Annotated in this window: 10 protein-coding genes; 9 read left to right on the plus strand and 1 reads right to left on the minus strand. The window is 39.3% G+C overall.

Translation table 11 applies throughout. The annotated features are described in order from the left end of the window. Positions 1-237 precede the first annotated feature (237 nt). The 9 genes from PR834_RS14380 to PR834_RS14420 all read left to right on the plus strand — a co-directional run bounded on the left by PR834_RS14380 (position 238) and on the right by PR834_RS14420 (position 10,704). Positions 238-420 carry a hypothetical protein gene (locus PR834_RS14380; RefSeq protein WP_004261179.1) on the plus strand — a complete coding sequence of 61 codons (183 nt, stop codon included), beginning with the start codon at positions 238-240 and terminating at the stop codon, positions 418-420. Positions 421-644: 224 nt separating this feature from the next. Beyond that, positions 645-1,664, plus strand: coding sequence for a hypothetical protein (locus PR834_RS14385; RefSeq protein WP_110592514.1), 1,020 nt, complete (start codon positions 645-647; stop codon positions 1,662-1,664). After that, a complete protein-coding gene (locus PR834_RS14390; protein ID WP_272536737.1) occupies positions 1,664-2,809 on the plus strand; it encodes a BamA/TamA family outer membrane protein in 1,146 nt (381 codons plus the stop codon). Before PR834_RS14385 ends, PR834_RS14390 begins: the two co-directional genes overlap by 1 nt. Continuing rightward, the gene (locus tag PR834_RS14395) at positions 2,809-3,954 is read left to right on the plus strand and encodes a DUF4056 domain-containing protein (RefSeq protein WP_112307388.1); all 1,146 of its coding nucleotides are present in this window, start codon (positions 2,809-2,811) and stop codon (positions 3,952-3,954) included. Before PR834_RS14390 ends, PR834_RS14395 begins: the two co-directional genes overlap by 1 nt. 492 nt (positions 3,955-4,446) lie before the next feature. Next, positions 4,447-5,256 (plus strand): protein bax, encoded by an 810-nt coding sequence (locus tag PR834_RS14400; protein ID WP_164454927.1) that lies wholly within the window; start codon positions 4,447-4,449, stop codon positions 5,254-5,256. Positions 5,257-5,605: 349 nt separating this feature from the next. Next, the gene (locus tag PR834_RS14405; RefSeq protein WP_181489145.1) at positions 5,606-7,024 is read left to right on the plus strand and encodes an MBOAT family O-acyltransferase; all 1,419 of its coding nucleotides are present in this window, start codon (positions 5,606-5,608) and stop codon (positions 7,022-7,024) included. After that, positions 7,011-8,180, plus strand: coding sequence for an SGNH/GDSL hydrolase family protein (locus PR834_RS14410; RefSeq protein WP_094961456.1), 1,170 nt, complete (start codon positions 7,011-7,013; stop codon positions 8,178-8,180). The genes PR834_RS14405 and PR834_RS14410 overlap by 14 nt, the downstream gene beginning before the upstream one ends. Further along, entirely contained in the window at positions 8,152-9,378 is a 1,227-nt protein-coding gene (locus tag PR834_RS14415; RefSeq protein WP_096864562.1) for an SGNH/GDSL hydrolase family protein, read from the plus strand. The genes PR834_RS14410 and PR834_RS14415 overlap by 29 nt, the downstream gene beginning before the upstream one ends. Before the next feature lie 507 nt (positions 9,379-9,885). Beyond that, the gene (locus PR834_RS14420; RefSeq protein WP_164561240.1) at positions 9,886-10,704 is read left to right on the plus strand and encodes a helix-turn-helix domain-containing protein; all 819 of its coding nucleotides are present in this window, start codon (positions 9,886-9,888) and stop codon (positions 10,702-10,704) included. A 58-nt stretch (positions 10,705-10,762) separates the two neighbouring features. Here PR834_RS14420 and PR834_RS14425 read toward each other — a convergent pair. Next, on the minus strand, positions 10,763-15,305 hold a 4,543-nt coding region (locus tag PR834_RS14425; protein WP_272536738.1), incomplete at its 5' end, for an Ig-like domain-containing protein.

The following is a 15,305-nucleotide window of genomic DNA, read 5'->3' on the forward strand; positions in this document are numbered from 1 at the left end:
TAAGTGACTCTGGCGAGGATATCAGCTTATATTCATTAAGAATATTGTGATTATTCTTAACAAACAGAGATTGTGATTTGATCCTTCGTATTGCAAGTAAGTTAATAAATAATCATTATTCGACAATCAGTTATTCTACTTTTCATACTGTATTGACTGAGGCACAATAATGCACTTTCTTTAATTTGCTTTAAATTGATAAAGCAAAAGTTCTATTTCAATAAAGGTAATTCAAATATGGCTGATTTAACCAAGGCACAAAAAGAATATGTTGATGAACTGGCGATGCAGCGCGTTTTCGATATGAATAGCGATGAAGTGCTGGTCAACGCCTTAGAACAAAAGATTCACCAAATGGAAGACCATTTAAAAGCCTATTTTCATGAGCGTGTTAAGTTTCATCAACAAAACAAAAAATAGTATTTTCAGCCCTATCGTGCCGATGTTATTTCTTGCATCGGCAGCTATTTTAGGTATGAAAAATGATAATCTTAAATAAACAATTAACATACAGGTATCTAGTTTTAGATCTTCATAAAAAAGCATTAAGCGCTATCGATAAAAAAATTATCAATGTTAAAATTCCAACTATTATAGATATACCTAACTACACCTCTCTATTATCTAAAGATTGAGCCAATTTTATGAAACGCATTCAATTCAGTACTGCACTGATTCTTTCTTCTATTATGAGCATGTCTGTGAGCTTTGCCGATAGTGATCGTCCGTTATTTTCGGTCTCCGTGAGTGAGTCTGGAGTCCCACAAAGTAACAGCGAAGGCGGCATTACTCGTTCTTCTACCACAGAGTCACGAGTACTGCCGATTTGGGGCGATGAAGCCCGCGCTCGAGGGTATGATTTACCGGAACCTTTTGGGATCGGCTACGGATATATGAACCTACGTCAAGATATAAAAGTTGACAAAATAGCCTTTAAATCAGAAAAGGGCGTAAATATTCCTTTTGTTAAATTCGATTTAAATGATGACTTAATGATTAAAACAGGACATACACGCAGTAAGAATGAATCACATATGTTAAAACTCGATACTTGGGTCTTTCCATTTATGAACGTATATGGCGTTTATGGAAAAACCAAAGGAACATCAACCACAAATCTTGATAGTGTAAAAGCTCGGGTCAAAATTTTTGGCAAAGAAAATATAATTGATATCGGTAAAAATCTACCTTTTGAATTAGATTATAAAGGAAAAACGTATGGTGGTGGTGTTACCTTCGCTGGTGGGTATAACCAATTCTTTAGTACATTAGATTTTAACTATACCAGAACAAGCCTTGATATCTTAGACGGTGACATTACTGCTTTTGTTGTAACTCCTCGGGTTGGTTATGAATTTATCTTTGAACCTTTAATCCCTGGTCAAGGTAATACAAAGCTACAAATTTGGACTGGTGCCATGTATCAAGATATTACCCAACGATTCAAAGGTGATATTAATAAACTAGATTTACCGCCTGAATTGAGTGGGTTGATGGCATTAGCGCCAGACGATGCAAAATTCGATGTTAAACAGCATCTTGCCCATAAATGGAATAATACTGTCGGTGCCCGTGTCGAACTCACTAGAAACTTTAATGTGTTAACAGAAGTCGGTTTTAATAACCGAAATAGTTTTTATATTTCTGGGGAATTCCGTTTTTAATGTGGCATTCGGCAATTATCCAAAGGCTGGCCTTGCTCAGCCTTTTTATTATTTTTCCCGCTAAAGCTGATTTACTCCCTGATCGCCAGCAAATCGATGGCTGGTTAAACGATCTCGGTGGAAAAAATAGCTTTGATGAAAGTAAAACTGTCGATTGGGGCGTATTACCGGGGCCATTTTATACCCCCGAAATGGGCGTTGGTATTGGTACTGCGCTGGTTGGTTTATATCGAATAGATAAAGAAGATAAACAAACCCAGCCGTCTTCTATTGGCTTAAGCGGTTTTGCGTCGTCTACAGGCGCGTTTGGCTTAAATTTTACCAATTATAATTTTATTGATAACGACCAGTGGCGGTTATTTGTTTCCGGCACCATTAACAATATTCCCACTTATTACTGGGGTAAGGGATATTCTGCAGGGAAAAACGATCACAATAAAGAAAAGTACCATTCCCAAGAATTCCAAATAACCCCAAGAGTCTTATATCAATTGGCCGATTCGACTTATATTGGTCTTGGTTGGAACTTTTCATCAATCAATGCCAGTGATCCTGATAATGGCGCCAAACAGTATTTCTCCAATTCAATTGGGGGTCGTTCGGTGTTAAATTCAGGCGTCAGTGCATACTACAGTTATGACACACGAGATTTTCTGCCCAATGCCTATCATGGGCAAGCTTTTGAGGCCATCTATACTTATTTTGCGCCTAGCCTCGGTAGCGATACACGTTTCCAAACCACCCAATTACAATATGCCTATTACCATGCCTTAGCCGAAGAGACTGTTATTGCATTCGACAATTATGCGAGGTTTTCAACCGGAAATGTACCGTGGAACCAGCTATCATTACTCGGTAATGGTAACCGCATGCGCGGGTATTATGAAGGTCGTTATCGTGATAACAATATATTCACCAGCCAAATAGAACTTCGTCATAAACTCGATTGGCGTCATGGCGTTGTAGGCTGGCTAGGAACAGGAACCATGAGTGATACTGCCTCTGAATTAGGCCAAGGGCATTGGTTGCCCACCGTTGGCGTAGGCTATCGTTTTGAATTTAAACCAAGAATGAATGTTCGCTTGGATTTCGGTGTTGGCCGCAACAGTACAGGGGTATATTTTCAAGTTGGGGAGGCGTTTTAATGTTCAAATGGGTTCTGGCAATGGGGATTGGGCTTTTATTAGCCGCTTGCCAAAGTCATGACAAACTGGACTTGCCCGTTATTGAGCCTGTCATTACCCCCTATACTTTTGAAGAAGCCTCACAAAATTGGCCTATTATTGCTTCCTTAGCCCCACCACAAGGTTTGCGCGCTTGCTGCGCCTTTGGCTACAACTTGCAAGCTGAGCTATGGGGATTACCTGTCCCGTTTTACACTATCGATAATATCGTTGAAGCAGATAGCCTAGGAGAACATCATTATAATGACAGCTTTTTAGGTGCCTCTGCGGCATTAATGGGGCTCAGTAATGAAAAAATAGGCTTACTCTATACGGATAAAAGCGGGTTTATTGATATTTCCCATGTCAGAGATACTGCAGATTATACTTTTTACTTATTTAGCCAAATTTACCCACGTCTAGGCCAACAATGGTCGTTGTCACTGAGTGAAGAATTAGCGGATAGACAAATACATTTCAGTGCATTTGAACCGCCACAATCCGCCAAACAGCGCTATACACTAAGCGCCTACTTAGCCGCAAAATTGGCTTTCCAACTCGCGGTATGGCATGAAATTGCACAGTGGTATGGCTATCAATCTGTACCGGGGTTTTCTGAAGGGGTTTCCGCATTTTCCCCTGAAGACCTGTACTCAAATTTACTTGGTTCCCGTCTCGCCTTAACTTTGATACTACAAGGCCGAGCAGGCTCTTTAGCCACTTACTCTCAATCAATGGAAAATATTCTTCCACTGGCCCTTCACCAACTCGGTAGCAAAGATAGAAAAACCACGCGAAAAATATTTGATAGCGTTGATGGTTTATGGTGGAACAGTTACCGTAGAGTACCAGAGAAATTTCTTGTTTTAACAAGAGATTACCAAACAAGTGACCAACGTTATCCTCTGATGCCCCCACAAATTATGCCATCTGAAGGCTTATTTTTAACGTTGCCTGACCGCTATCTCAAATATGATTTGTCATTACTCGCACAACTGCGTTTGCTCCCTACTGGAAATATGAAACAGCTCCCCAAACCGACCTCTTATTGGACAGTGGCTGATTTTCCACAGCTGGCGGAAGATGCGAAGCAACAAGATTTACTGCAACAAATTTTAAAACCTTAAAGGGACTATTTGTGATATCCATATGACTCACCCTATAGGACTTTATCCTGACATTGTTGCGCTTAAAATTTAAGGTAAATGTCACTTTTTACTCATTTGCAGATAATAATCTTATTTCACTTTTGTCGCCTCGATAGGCTTTAATAAAACGATGGAGAACTCATTTCGGTCAAAAAATAGACTACCAACTGCTTATTTTTCAGACAAAATAACCCTATAATAACTAAATGAATTGTATGTTTTTTACTCAAATTTAACTTAAGTAAAGAGCAAGCGCCACGGGAATAAACAGTTTAATTTATTATTCATCATATGAAAATATACCAAACGAAACCATTAGGTCATTTAAAATCAATACATTCATATTAATATAAAAAAACCCACAAAATAATACAGAAGTTTCCTTAATGTCACCCGGATAAATGTAGCTCGTGAAAAATTAATCTGCTAATATTCGCTCGAATTTTGTTCAGAGATACTTAGGAGAAGCAAATGCCCTCTCGAACGATGAGGACAAACGCCGTCTTCGCTTTCTTATTTTTACTTTTATTTTCGAGCCTGAGTATGGGCTCCACCAGTACCAGCACAATGCTCAATAAAGAGTATACTAATAAAACTGTGCAACAGAATGTAAGTCAGGCTAAAACCTCACTCCCTGACTTGCGTAAATACCCTTCTGGTACGCCTCGAAAGAAAGCATTTTTGAAAACGGTTGTCCCTGTTATTGAAAAAGTGAATAAGCAGATTATGGCTGAACGTACTTGGTTGCTATCAGTACAAGCTAATAAGAAGTGGAGCGCACAAGAGTTGCGCCGTCTTGAACAAATCTGTAATAGCTATGGTATGAAATGTAGTAATCCAAAACGTTTAAATTGGAACAAACTATTGAGTCGTGTCGACATCATGCCAACACACTTAGTTGCCACACAAGCAGCAACAGAGTCTGGTTGGGGTACATCACAACTTGCTCTGCAAAACGGTAATTTATTTGGTATGCGCTGCGGTAGTGGCTGCCAGACCAAACAAGGAAAGATTAAAGGCTATTCTACATATTCTTCTGTAGAAGAGACCGTGACTGCTTATATGAAAAATATGAATACCCATAATGCTTATGAGTCACTACGTACTTCACGAGCAAAACAGCGTCTATCAAAAGATGAGCTAGATACTAAAAAGTTAATCAATGATATGAAAGGGTACTCAGAGTTAGGTTCTACTTATAACCGCTATTTACAAGAGATGTACGCGAGTAATGAAGAATTGATTACACAAGCTCAGCAAAGAGCAGCCACTCGCATTTAATTTTGTATCACCAGGTACAAGACATAAAAAATCCACTTAACTAAGTGGATTTTTTATCCCTCACAAACCGTATTTAACTTACTTAACTCATTCGACTAATTCATTTTTTATGTTTTTTTAGATTTACTCTATTGCCTTAAATAGTTCGAGTGGTGGCGAGGCGGCAAGAGAAGCTACCCCTAGGAGCATACATAAGTATGTGACTAGGGTAGCTGAACGTAGCCAACAAAGTCACCGCTCGAAATATGACGAGCAATATGACAAGCAATATTCTGATTGCATAGAAAAAGAGATCAAATATCATATACCCTAACCTTCTAACAAAATAATTAACATCTTTGAGTCTAATATGAATTTCTTCTCTTTTGAGTTTCTTGGCTCTTTCTTGATTTTTTTTCTTATTTATTGGGGTTGTCAGCCCAGTGCAAAGTTACAAAATGGCTTATTAATCACTGCTAGCTATTTTTTTGTTTATTCATTTAGTCCTGACTTTGCTTATATCTTATTTAGCTACACACTGATTATTTATTTGCTTACCAACGTGGCAACCAATTGGCTCTCTAGTGGATGGATATACGGTATTCTTACCGCTGTCATTGTTGGCTTCTTTACCACCTTTAAATATTACTCATTCTTCCAAGAGACTATTCAGCAAACACTCGATAAATTTGGTTTTAGTGTTGGTCTTCCTATATTGGAAATACTCGCACCGCTTGGACTCTCATTTTATGTATTCCATTCGGTAAGCTATACGGTATCAGTTTGTCGCAAAGAAATTCCTAAAGCCGATTTCTTTGATGTAACATTGTATCTTGCATTTTTTCCGAGCATCGTCGCAGGGCCAATCAACCGCGCGAAGAACTTTCTTCCCCAAATACAAGCGGAAAGCCGTGAGGTTTTAGATCCTCGAAAAGCGATATTGCTTATTTCATTAGCACTAGTGAAATTGTTTTTATTTAGCTCTTACTTGTCTGAAAATTTTGTAAATCCAGTCTTTGATTCTCCCGTGGGTTACAATGCGGGAGAGATCCTAGTAGCAACCTATGCCTATGCTTGGAATATTTACTTTAACTTCTCAGGTTATACCAATCTGGTGACGGGCATCGCGTTATTATTAGGATTTAGAGTCCCTGTTAACTTTAATGCGCCTTATTTAGCTGCAAATTTAAAAGAGTTTTGGGCCCGTTGGCACATCAGCTTATCTACATTTATTCGCGACTATATTTATATCCCCCTAGGCGGTAACCGCAAAGGTTTTAGCCGTATGAATACCAATGTATTCCTTGCGATGGTCATTTCAGGGTTATGGCATGGTGCAGCAATGACATTTGTAGTTTGGGGAGCCATTCATGGATTAGGAATTGTGCTACTCAATCTTAAGAGTTTATGCATGGAAAAATTAGGATGGACCCAAGTGATTCCTAATAAAACATTATCCGTTTGGGTGTCACGAATTATTACTTTCCATTTTGTCTGCTTTGCATGGATTTTCTTCCGTAGCCCCTCATTTGATGATGCCCTGTTAATGGCCAATCAAATCATTGCACCTGGTTTTATTGCTTCAATTAATGCAAGCCTAGGCTTACTAATCGCATTTTGGCTACTACTGATTACCTACCCTTATTTTGTACAAGGCTACCATTATGTGGCAAAAAAATACCAAACCATTCCTTGGTATTATTATCCTATTCCGCTCGCGATTATTCTAACTATTATGTTTATGCTTTCTCCTTCAGGTATGCCGGGGTTTATTTATGCTAACTTCTGAGTTTAAAAATACCCTAATCAAAGTTGGGCAGATTTTATTTATTGTCCTAATTGCTGGCCTATTATTAATTTGGTTGAATCAAAGCTCACTAGAACGATTTTGGCAGCAAAAATATCACCAAGATACCCCATGGGCAAAAATGGCAGGGAATCCTATCTGGGATTATGGTGCTTATTTACATGATGGTGCGCTTGAAGCAGGAAGCTTATTCACTTATTACGCATCAGGGCAAAAAGCGCAGGAAGACAAACAAGCCGCAGAGCTTGAACTGGCCAATAAAGATAAAAAACTCAGTTTCCCCAAAGAGTTTCAAATTGGTCTTCATTTCGTAAATGGCTATATTTATCCAGCTGAAAGCTTATCGATTACTTTCCCTGAGCGGCTTAAACGACCACAAGTTAGAGAGAAAAACCAGAAAATTAACTTTGGTGGTTTTACAATCAAAAAAGATCAGCCAATCGTGGCAAAACATATTGCCAATATCGAAAAGGGCCAACAAGTCCTGTTCGCGGGGGACTCCATGATGCAAGGCGTCGCTCCACATGTTAAAAACATGCTCTTGAAAAAATATAATATCGATAGCATTAACCTAAGCAAGCAAAGTACAGGACTGGCGTATCCACGCTTTTTCAATTGGCCCCAAACCATTGCTAAGGCATTGAATGATAACCCCAACATTAAGGTTTTAGTCATTTTTTTAGGACCTAACGACCCTTGGGATATGCCACCACAGACGGGTTATAAATACGTCAAATTTAAAAGTGAAGATTGGGAAAAAGTGTACCGTGAACGAATTGGTGATATAATATCGACCGCTCGCCAGCACAATGTTGATGTTATTTGGGTTGGGCCTCCTAATATGCGTAAAAATACGCTCTCCGATGGCATGAAATTCTTAAGTAGCCTCTACCAATCTGAAGTTGAAGACAACGGTGAAATTTACTTTTCGGTCAATGATGTCTTTAAATATAAAGGCGATACCTATTCTGACTATATCGGTGATGCGAGTAGTACCATTAAATTGCGAAGTGGTGACGGGATCCATTTCAGCGGAAAAGGTCAACAATTGATCGCTGAAAAAGTATTCTCACTCATTCATTTCGAAGAAGAGGAAGAAAAGGAACCTCATGAAACTGAACAAACTGTGTCAAGCTAAGTCCAAAATATTGGCGGGTAGCGTGATTGCGCTTTTGTCGCTGGGCTTATTGTCTTGCCAGAACACATCAGACAAAACTCGCACGACTAGCCTGCCTAAAGGCCAGCCAGTCGTTGCACAAGGGCAGTTGGTCAATAACGCAGAGCCTAATTTGCCACAGTTGGCAAATAAGTTGCGCCAAGGCAACCAACAAGTTCACATTGTCCAAATTGGTGATTCACATACAGCCGCTGACTTTTTCAGCGGTAATTTAAGAACATTATTTCAGCAACGTTATGGTGACGCGGGCCCAGGCTTCATTCCTCCGATTTCGGTACCTGGACAACGAACAGCGACCATTAACCGTATGAGCGAAAAGAAAGAGTGGTCACTGGCTTCAAGCCGCAAAGATGAACGCTTTGATTACCCACTTGGTGGGCTAATTGCCGAGCCACAAGCAGCCAACAGTAAAGTAGTGCTCAAGCCTTTACAGCCTGCGCTAGGTGCTTATCAGCTACAAACTCTATACCAAAGCACAAGTGACTCACAAATGCGTGTCGCTCCTGCAGTCTCCCCCAATGTTGCATTGCCAGCCACAGGCAACCAGTGGGTATTTTCGTCCCCTGTAAATACCCAGCTTCCAGCCCAAGTTACTGTTAATAAAGGTGATGGGTTGAAAATTGGTGGGTGGTTAGTGCGTTCGCAAAAACCAGGAGTGATGTTTTCAGCTCTTGGGCTCAATGGTGCAACATTGAGTATGACAGATAAATGGCAACCACAATGGAGCGAAACCTTAGCGCAAATGTCCCCTGATATGGTGATTTTAGCCTATGGAACCAATGAGGCTTTTAACGATACGTTAGATTTAGCTGCTTACGAGCAAAATTTGCGCGCTAAAATTCGCTTAGTTCGCCAACAAATGCCAAATAGCGTTATTTTACTTATCGGCCCGAATGATTCACTTAAATTTAATGATGCGGCGAGTTGCCAAGCTCAGATGCCAGTGAATTTAACGAGTGTGATTCAAATTCAAAAAACAGTTGCCGCTCAGGAAAATACGCTATTTTGGGACTGGCAAGCCTTTATGGGTGGCCCTTGTTCAATTCGCACATGGGCAGCACAAGATTTAGCACGACCTGACAATGTGCACCTCTCCGTCGAGGGTTATAAGAAGAGCGCACAAGGCCTATATAGTCAGTTAAACCAAATATTGAATTGATTACTGGTCCAACGCACGATAAGGCAGAAGTATATTCAACGTACTCTGCCTTTTTATTTACTCCTACTATTTTTTAATGTTAAGCACCTAATAGTTGTCATTTCACTTTGTTTTTTTCTTACTTATCTTTTTTTTACTCTAAAAACATAATTCCAATATTAAAATAAAAATAATTATTTTAAATAAAAACAATGAGTTAAAATAATGGCTCTCGGAATATTACTGACTCGTTAAGAATTTATTGTTCTCTCTCAAAAACATAAAAAATCGTGACCAGTAATTAAATCAATATACCCTATATAAAATTAGTATCCCTGCGTTCCTTTTAATAAACCACATCGCTATACACTGAAGTTTATTAAGTCAGGAAGTAATAACAAATCGATCTTTCAGCTTATGCAAGCTCAAGGTTTGTTATTAAAAATATGGAAGCCGTGAACAATTCTTTAACACAACCAGAATAATTTTACGGTAATAATCGTAGGTAATATTTATTTAGGTTCAAAAATGTCGACTAATTTCTGTGTTAAATCGTTTCATACCTATATTGAAACCCTATCAAATAAAATAAAAAATAGCTTTTATCTAACTCACTCTCTACTATTTAAAGTGAGGTCTGGCGAAATTGAAATACGGATAGAAGAAGGCCCATGGCAAAGACTAACGGCTGCAGATATCTGTTTTCTCCCCAAAGGATCATCAATTGAGATAATCAATCTTGATAATCACAATCTGCTGGCTGTAGATGTACTTCCAATGACCACCGATATGTTAAAATCCTTTTACCAACAGCATGCAGCATTATTTATTAATAAGAAAAAGACACTCTCAATAAGCCAAATTTGTTGTACTAGCTTACAAGAAAACCCGATTATTGAAGATGTATTTCATTCTGCAATTAAAGAAGCTAACTCACCGACCAGCCATAATGTTATTCATATTCATTTAAACTTTATTCTATCATTTTTTTTACTGGTGAATGAATTTACCTCTACATTATATGCCTCAATGAATATCTCGATAAAAGATAAAGTGTATGACTTAATTTTTCATAGCGCAGGTAAACAATGCCATACTCTAGATACTATCGCAAAAAAACTCCATATGAGTCCTTCAACCCTTAAACGACGACTAGCCAGTGAATATACAAGTTTTTCCAAAATTAGCTTAATGTCCCGAATGAACAAAGCAATGATATTATCTAGAACAGAAAATATGCCTATGACACGTATCGCCCAAGAAGTCGGCTATGATGATGTCCCTTATTTTTTACTGGCATTTAAAAGCTTTCATGCGCAGCCAAGCTTCCCCCATTCCTTGATTTAGTACTTTATTCACCTTTAAACTTTAGCCTTACCATTTTCATGGTAGGGCTATTATTCAATTAAAAATAGTGTTCCTCGATATCAGATGGAAGCGCTAAGGTATCTATTGGCGGGATATCCACCTGAGTACCGCCTGTATTATCTATTGGCGTTACAGTTGCATCGGGCAAATCGGAATAAATAGTAAGATTACCTTGAACCTGTGCCTGATTTCCTGCCTGATCATATACATTAACTTCATAGTCATGCACCCCCTCCGCTAATGGGTTCAACACCGAGATCTCCCATTGGCCTAATTTATTCGCTTTTTGTTCATAGGTATGATTATCAATGGTTAAAAATACATGAGTGTCTGGCTCCGTTGTCCCACTGAATTTTGGCGTATTAATATTAGTTATATCATCGCCTTTTTCACCAGAGTCAGTCATAACATCTAAGTGACCAACAAGCTCAGGGGCTTTGGTATCAATAGTCACCTTTCCTGATTGCTGTGCCTGATTACCCGCTTGATCGTATGCATTAATTTCATAGTCATACACACCCTCAGCTAATGGGTTCGACACCGAGATCTCCCATTGGCCTAATTTATTCGCTTTTTGTTCATAGGTATGATTATCAATGGTTAAAAATACATGAGTGTCTGGCTCCGTTGTCCCACTGAATTTTGGCGTATTAATATTAGTTATATCATCGCCTTTTTCGCCAGAGTCAGTCATAATATCTAAGTGACCAACAAGCTCAGGGGCTTTGGTATCAATAGTCATTTGCCCTGTAAGCGCCTGCCTATTTCCCACGGCATCTTTAACTTCAATACGATAATCATAGGTTTTATCAATCAAGGCATCAGTAACAGATATCGCCCATTTTCCTTTTTCATCCGCCACCCCTTGATAGATTTTACCGTCAATTTCAAGCGCAATAACTGCCTCAGCCTCTGTCACCCCACTAAATTTTGGCTTATTGATATTCGTTATATTATCGCCCTTGTGGCTTGAGTCAGTGGTGTTATTTAGCCCCCCTAAAATTTCTGGCGCTTGAGTATCAACAGTAATTTTTCCGGTTAAATTGTCTGTCCCTAAGTTCCCCGCAATGTCAGTTACCCTTATATGATAATCATGTGTCCCATCGATTAGTGGTTCTGTTAACGTAAAGCTCCACTCCCCTTGTTTATCAACAAGGATATTCGTGTAGATCTCTTGACCAACTGTGATTTCCAAATAAGTGCTAGGCTCTGCAATCCCAGCAAAAGTCGGCCTCGTCATACTGGTTAAAATATTCGGTTTAGTGCTGGAGTCTATAGGATCTACCACACCACCAATAAGGTAATCAGGTGCTAATGTATCAATAACCAATTGCCCAGAAACTTGTCCTTTAATACCTTTAATATTATCAATCGCAAAAATGACATAATCATGAAGACCGTCACTCAATTCAGTATCTACCTGGATCGTCCACTCTCCTTTCTCATTGGCGGTAGTTTCAAAAATTGATGTAACTTTATTATCAAACACTAATCGAATTGTCGCATTTGGTTCGGTAATTCCGCTAAATGTAGGCTTATTTACATTGGTGCAGTCATCGCCCTGAATACCTGAGTCTGAATCTTCTTCTAATTCCCCACTCACTGAGGCGACTGTTTTCACAATAAAGTTACCAGAAACTTTGTTCTGGTTTATTTGCCCAAGCACATCCACTGCTTCTATTTCATAGAAATGCACGCCATCAGCAAGTGCTTCGTTATCAGGCAATTTAATCTGCCAATTACCATCATAATCAGCGGTAGTACGATATATATTTCCATTGATCGTCAAGCGTACTTCCGAATTAGCTTTGGTTGTTCCATTAAATGTTGGTTGGTTAACATGAATAGTGCCGCCATTTGATGATTGTTCGTCTAATACCGCATTCAATACTGGCGGGGTAATGTCATATACCAAATCAAACTCAAACTGCGTTTCACGATTAGCTAAATCCTTTGCCGTAACCGATAATTGAATTTTTTCACCATCCTTAATACCTACAGGAACAACATCACTGGGTAATTTCAGCTGCCAACTCCCCTGATTATTTGCCTTTGTCGTACCAAGTGTTTTTCCATTTATGTCTTTGATGGTAACTAGGCTTGCGACGCTTGTAGTCCCCGTGAGTGTTAAATCATTTTGGTTGAAAAGTAATTTGCCATCTTTCTCAGAAATTAATTGTTTATCATTCACACCAAATTCAATACTTGGGGCAGTCTTACCGGATTCATCACTGAGCACTTTAATAATTACTTCATGCTCAGTTTTATTACCCGCGATATCAAATGCAGTTATTTTTGCCACATGCTCGCCGTCAGGTAATGCCAGCTCATTAGCAAAAACTGTTTTAGAGCCATTATATTTAGTTTTTAGCTTATTATGTCGAGTCGTTTTTCCATTCACGTTTATCAAGTAATAATCCATATTTCCATTATAAGTGAAAACCAATTTAGGATTGGTTACATTCGCAACTTGTGTACCCGCATGAAGTTGCTCCTCAGCAACCTGAAAATGATTAAATATGGGTGCCTTAGTGAGGATATTAAGTGTTGTTTGCCCAACTGAAACTGTACCATCGTCTTGGATAAAACTAATATGGTAAGCGCCATCCCCTTTAATCGGTACTTCGAAACGCCACTCTCCCTGCTCATTGGCTTGAATAGGATAACTATTACCATTTACTTTGGCTGAGATCGTGCCACCGGCTGTTATTTTGCCTTTATAAACGGGTTTTTTATGATTGGTATTGTGGTTACCGATTTGGCCAGAATCTGTATCTGGGTCAAGGTAAAACTTGAAATCACTGATAAATACAGAAGAAGATACTTCCCTTACCGAACCATAAACATCTTTAAATTTGAGGGTATAAGGGACTTCCCCCAATGGTAATTGAACATCGTCGGGGACTTTGAAATTCCATGAGCTTCTGCTTTTACCAAAACCTATTGAATAAGTTTTTCCACCAATAAAAATGGTTCCTGTAAGCTCATCTCTATCCGATGCCCCTGAAATCTTTCCCTGTAACTTAGGGGAACGACTTGAGCTTAGTGAGTTATCAACTTCCCCAGTGCTACTCGACTCTGCCGCAACTTGAAATGCCACATTTAAAACGCAATCCTTTATTTGAATCCCTTTTTCTTCAATCACCTTTTCTGTCGTCAACCCAGCTGGAGACGTTGCAATTAATGCCAAATTATCAAGGTCATAACGGCGATCCACTTTAAGAAAACCTGGCGGTAAGCTAAAAGACCAATTTCCATTTTTATCAATGTCTGAGATGGAGAAAATATGCTCATCCTTCTTACTCAGTCTAAACTTAAATTGTAAACTTGAACCAGGGGTTACTTTTCCTGTAAAAGTTGCCTCTAAATCATTGGTTGATTTATCACCATGATGATAACCTCTCTTCCAAGGTGAAGCCAGAGCAGCATCGGTAATCTCCGGTTTACTCGAATTAATCGTCAGTGTGTCTATTGTTTCAAATTGATTATTTGCCGTATCCGTAACGGTAACTTTATAATCACCAATAAAATCTTTTGGTAATTCATTAGGTAAAGATAAACTCCAGAAACCGTTGTTATCAACAACTGTCGAAACCGACTCATTATTTAGTTCCAGAGTGATTTCACTTCTCGGCTCACCTTTTCCTGTAAATACAGGTTTACGATGTGCAGTAATAAAGTTTCCTTTAGTTCCTGTATCTGTCTCTGTACTTAGTTCAATTGTGGATACAGGAGCAGTAGTATCTATAAAAATATTCCCAGAAATATCCTTTGTTTGCCCATTTATTGGGTGTTCCGCTGTCACAAGATACTGGCAATTCCCTTCCGCGAGCTCTTTAACTTGGATTTCCCAATTTCCAGTGACTTTATCTGCCAATGTAGAGAAACTTTCATTCCCGATTGTCAGTCTAACTTTAGCCCCCGCTGTGGCGTTCCCTGTAAATTTAGGCACTTTAATATTGGTGATATAATCACCTTGCTTTCCACTATCATACGCAGCATCTAATGTGGCGGTTAGAGTCGGGGGGTGAATGTCTCCAGATCCTACTGATGAGGGCAGGTATGTAAAACTCTGACTAATTGTCTCTTTGTTACCAGCAGAGTCCTCTGCGATGACCTTGTAGTGATTATCCTTGCCTTCATTCGCATCAACATCAAAAATCAGAGACCATTTTCCTTGGCTATCGGCGTAAGCCGTTTTAATTTGTCCTTTAAACTCAGCGGTAATTTTACTTTCGGGATCAGCTTCTCCACTAATTTGAGGTCGTTTTAAGTAGGTTATCAACGCATTCGAATTGTCTTGGCTCGCAGGGTCTAAGTGTGCAGTCAGCGTTATATTGCTATCCACGGTAAACTGCCCGGTGGACGTCCCGATATTTCCGACAGTATCGGTTACACTCACTTGATAACCATACTTACCGTCTTGGTTGACTGCGGGTAATGCCACTTGCCACTGCCCGTCTTTATCGGCAAGGGTGCTGTACTCCTGCCCGGCAAATCGGATCACTACCGCCGATTGCGGTTTGGTTACTCCTTCCAGTGTGACCGCTTGGTGCTGCGTAAGATTGTCCCCTTTGGCG

Source organism: Providencia sp. PROV182, assembly GCF_028480325.1.
GTDB lineage: Bacteria > Pseudomonadota > Gammaproteobacteria > Enterobacterales > Enterobacteriaceae > Providencia > Providencia hangzhouensis.

What these genes read in the sequence shown, in the direction of transcription:
- PR834_RS14380 (WP_004261179.1), top strand. Translation starts at nt 238, where the DNA reads ATGGCTGATTTAACCAAGGCACAAAAAGAATATGTTGATGAACTGGCG.
- PR834_RS14385 (WP_110592514.1), top strand. Translation starts at nt 645, where the DNA reads ATGAAACGCATTCAATTCAGTACTGCACTGATTCTTTCTTCTATTATG.
- PR834_RS14390 (WP_272536737.1), top strand. Translation starts at nt 1,664, where the DNA reads ATGTGGCATTCGGCAATTATCCAAAGGCTGGCCTTGCTCAGCCTTTTT.
- PR834_RS14395 (WP_112307388.1), top strand. Translation starts at nt 2,809, where the DNA reads ATGTTCAAATGGGTTCTGGCAATGGGGATTGGGCTTTTATTAGCCGCT.
- PR834_RS14400 (WP_164454927.1), top strand. Translation starts at nt 4,447, where the DNA reads ATGCCCTCTCGAACGATGAGGACAAACGCCGTCTTCGCTTTCTTATTT.
- PR834_RS14405 (WP_181489145.1), top strand. Translation starts at nt 5,606, where the DNA reads ATGAATTTCTTCTCTTTTGAGTTTCTTGGCTCTTTCTTGATTTTTTTT.
- PR834_RS14410 (WP_094961456.1), top strand. Translation starts at nt 7,011, where the DNA reads ATGCTAACTTCTGAGTTTAAAAATACCCTAATCAAAGTTGGGCAGATT.
- PR834_RS14415 (WP_096864562.1), top strand. Translation starts at nt 8,152, where the DNA reads ATGAAACTGAACAAACTGTGTCAAGCTAAGTCCAAAATATTGGCGGGT.
- PR834_RS14420 (WP_164561240.1), top strand. Translation starts at nt 9,886, where the DNA reads ATGTCGACTAATTTCTGTGTTAAATCGTTTCATACCTATATTGAAACC.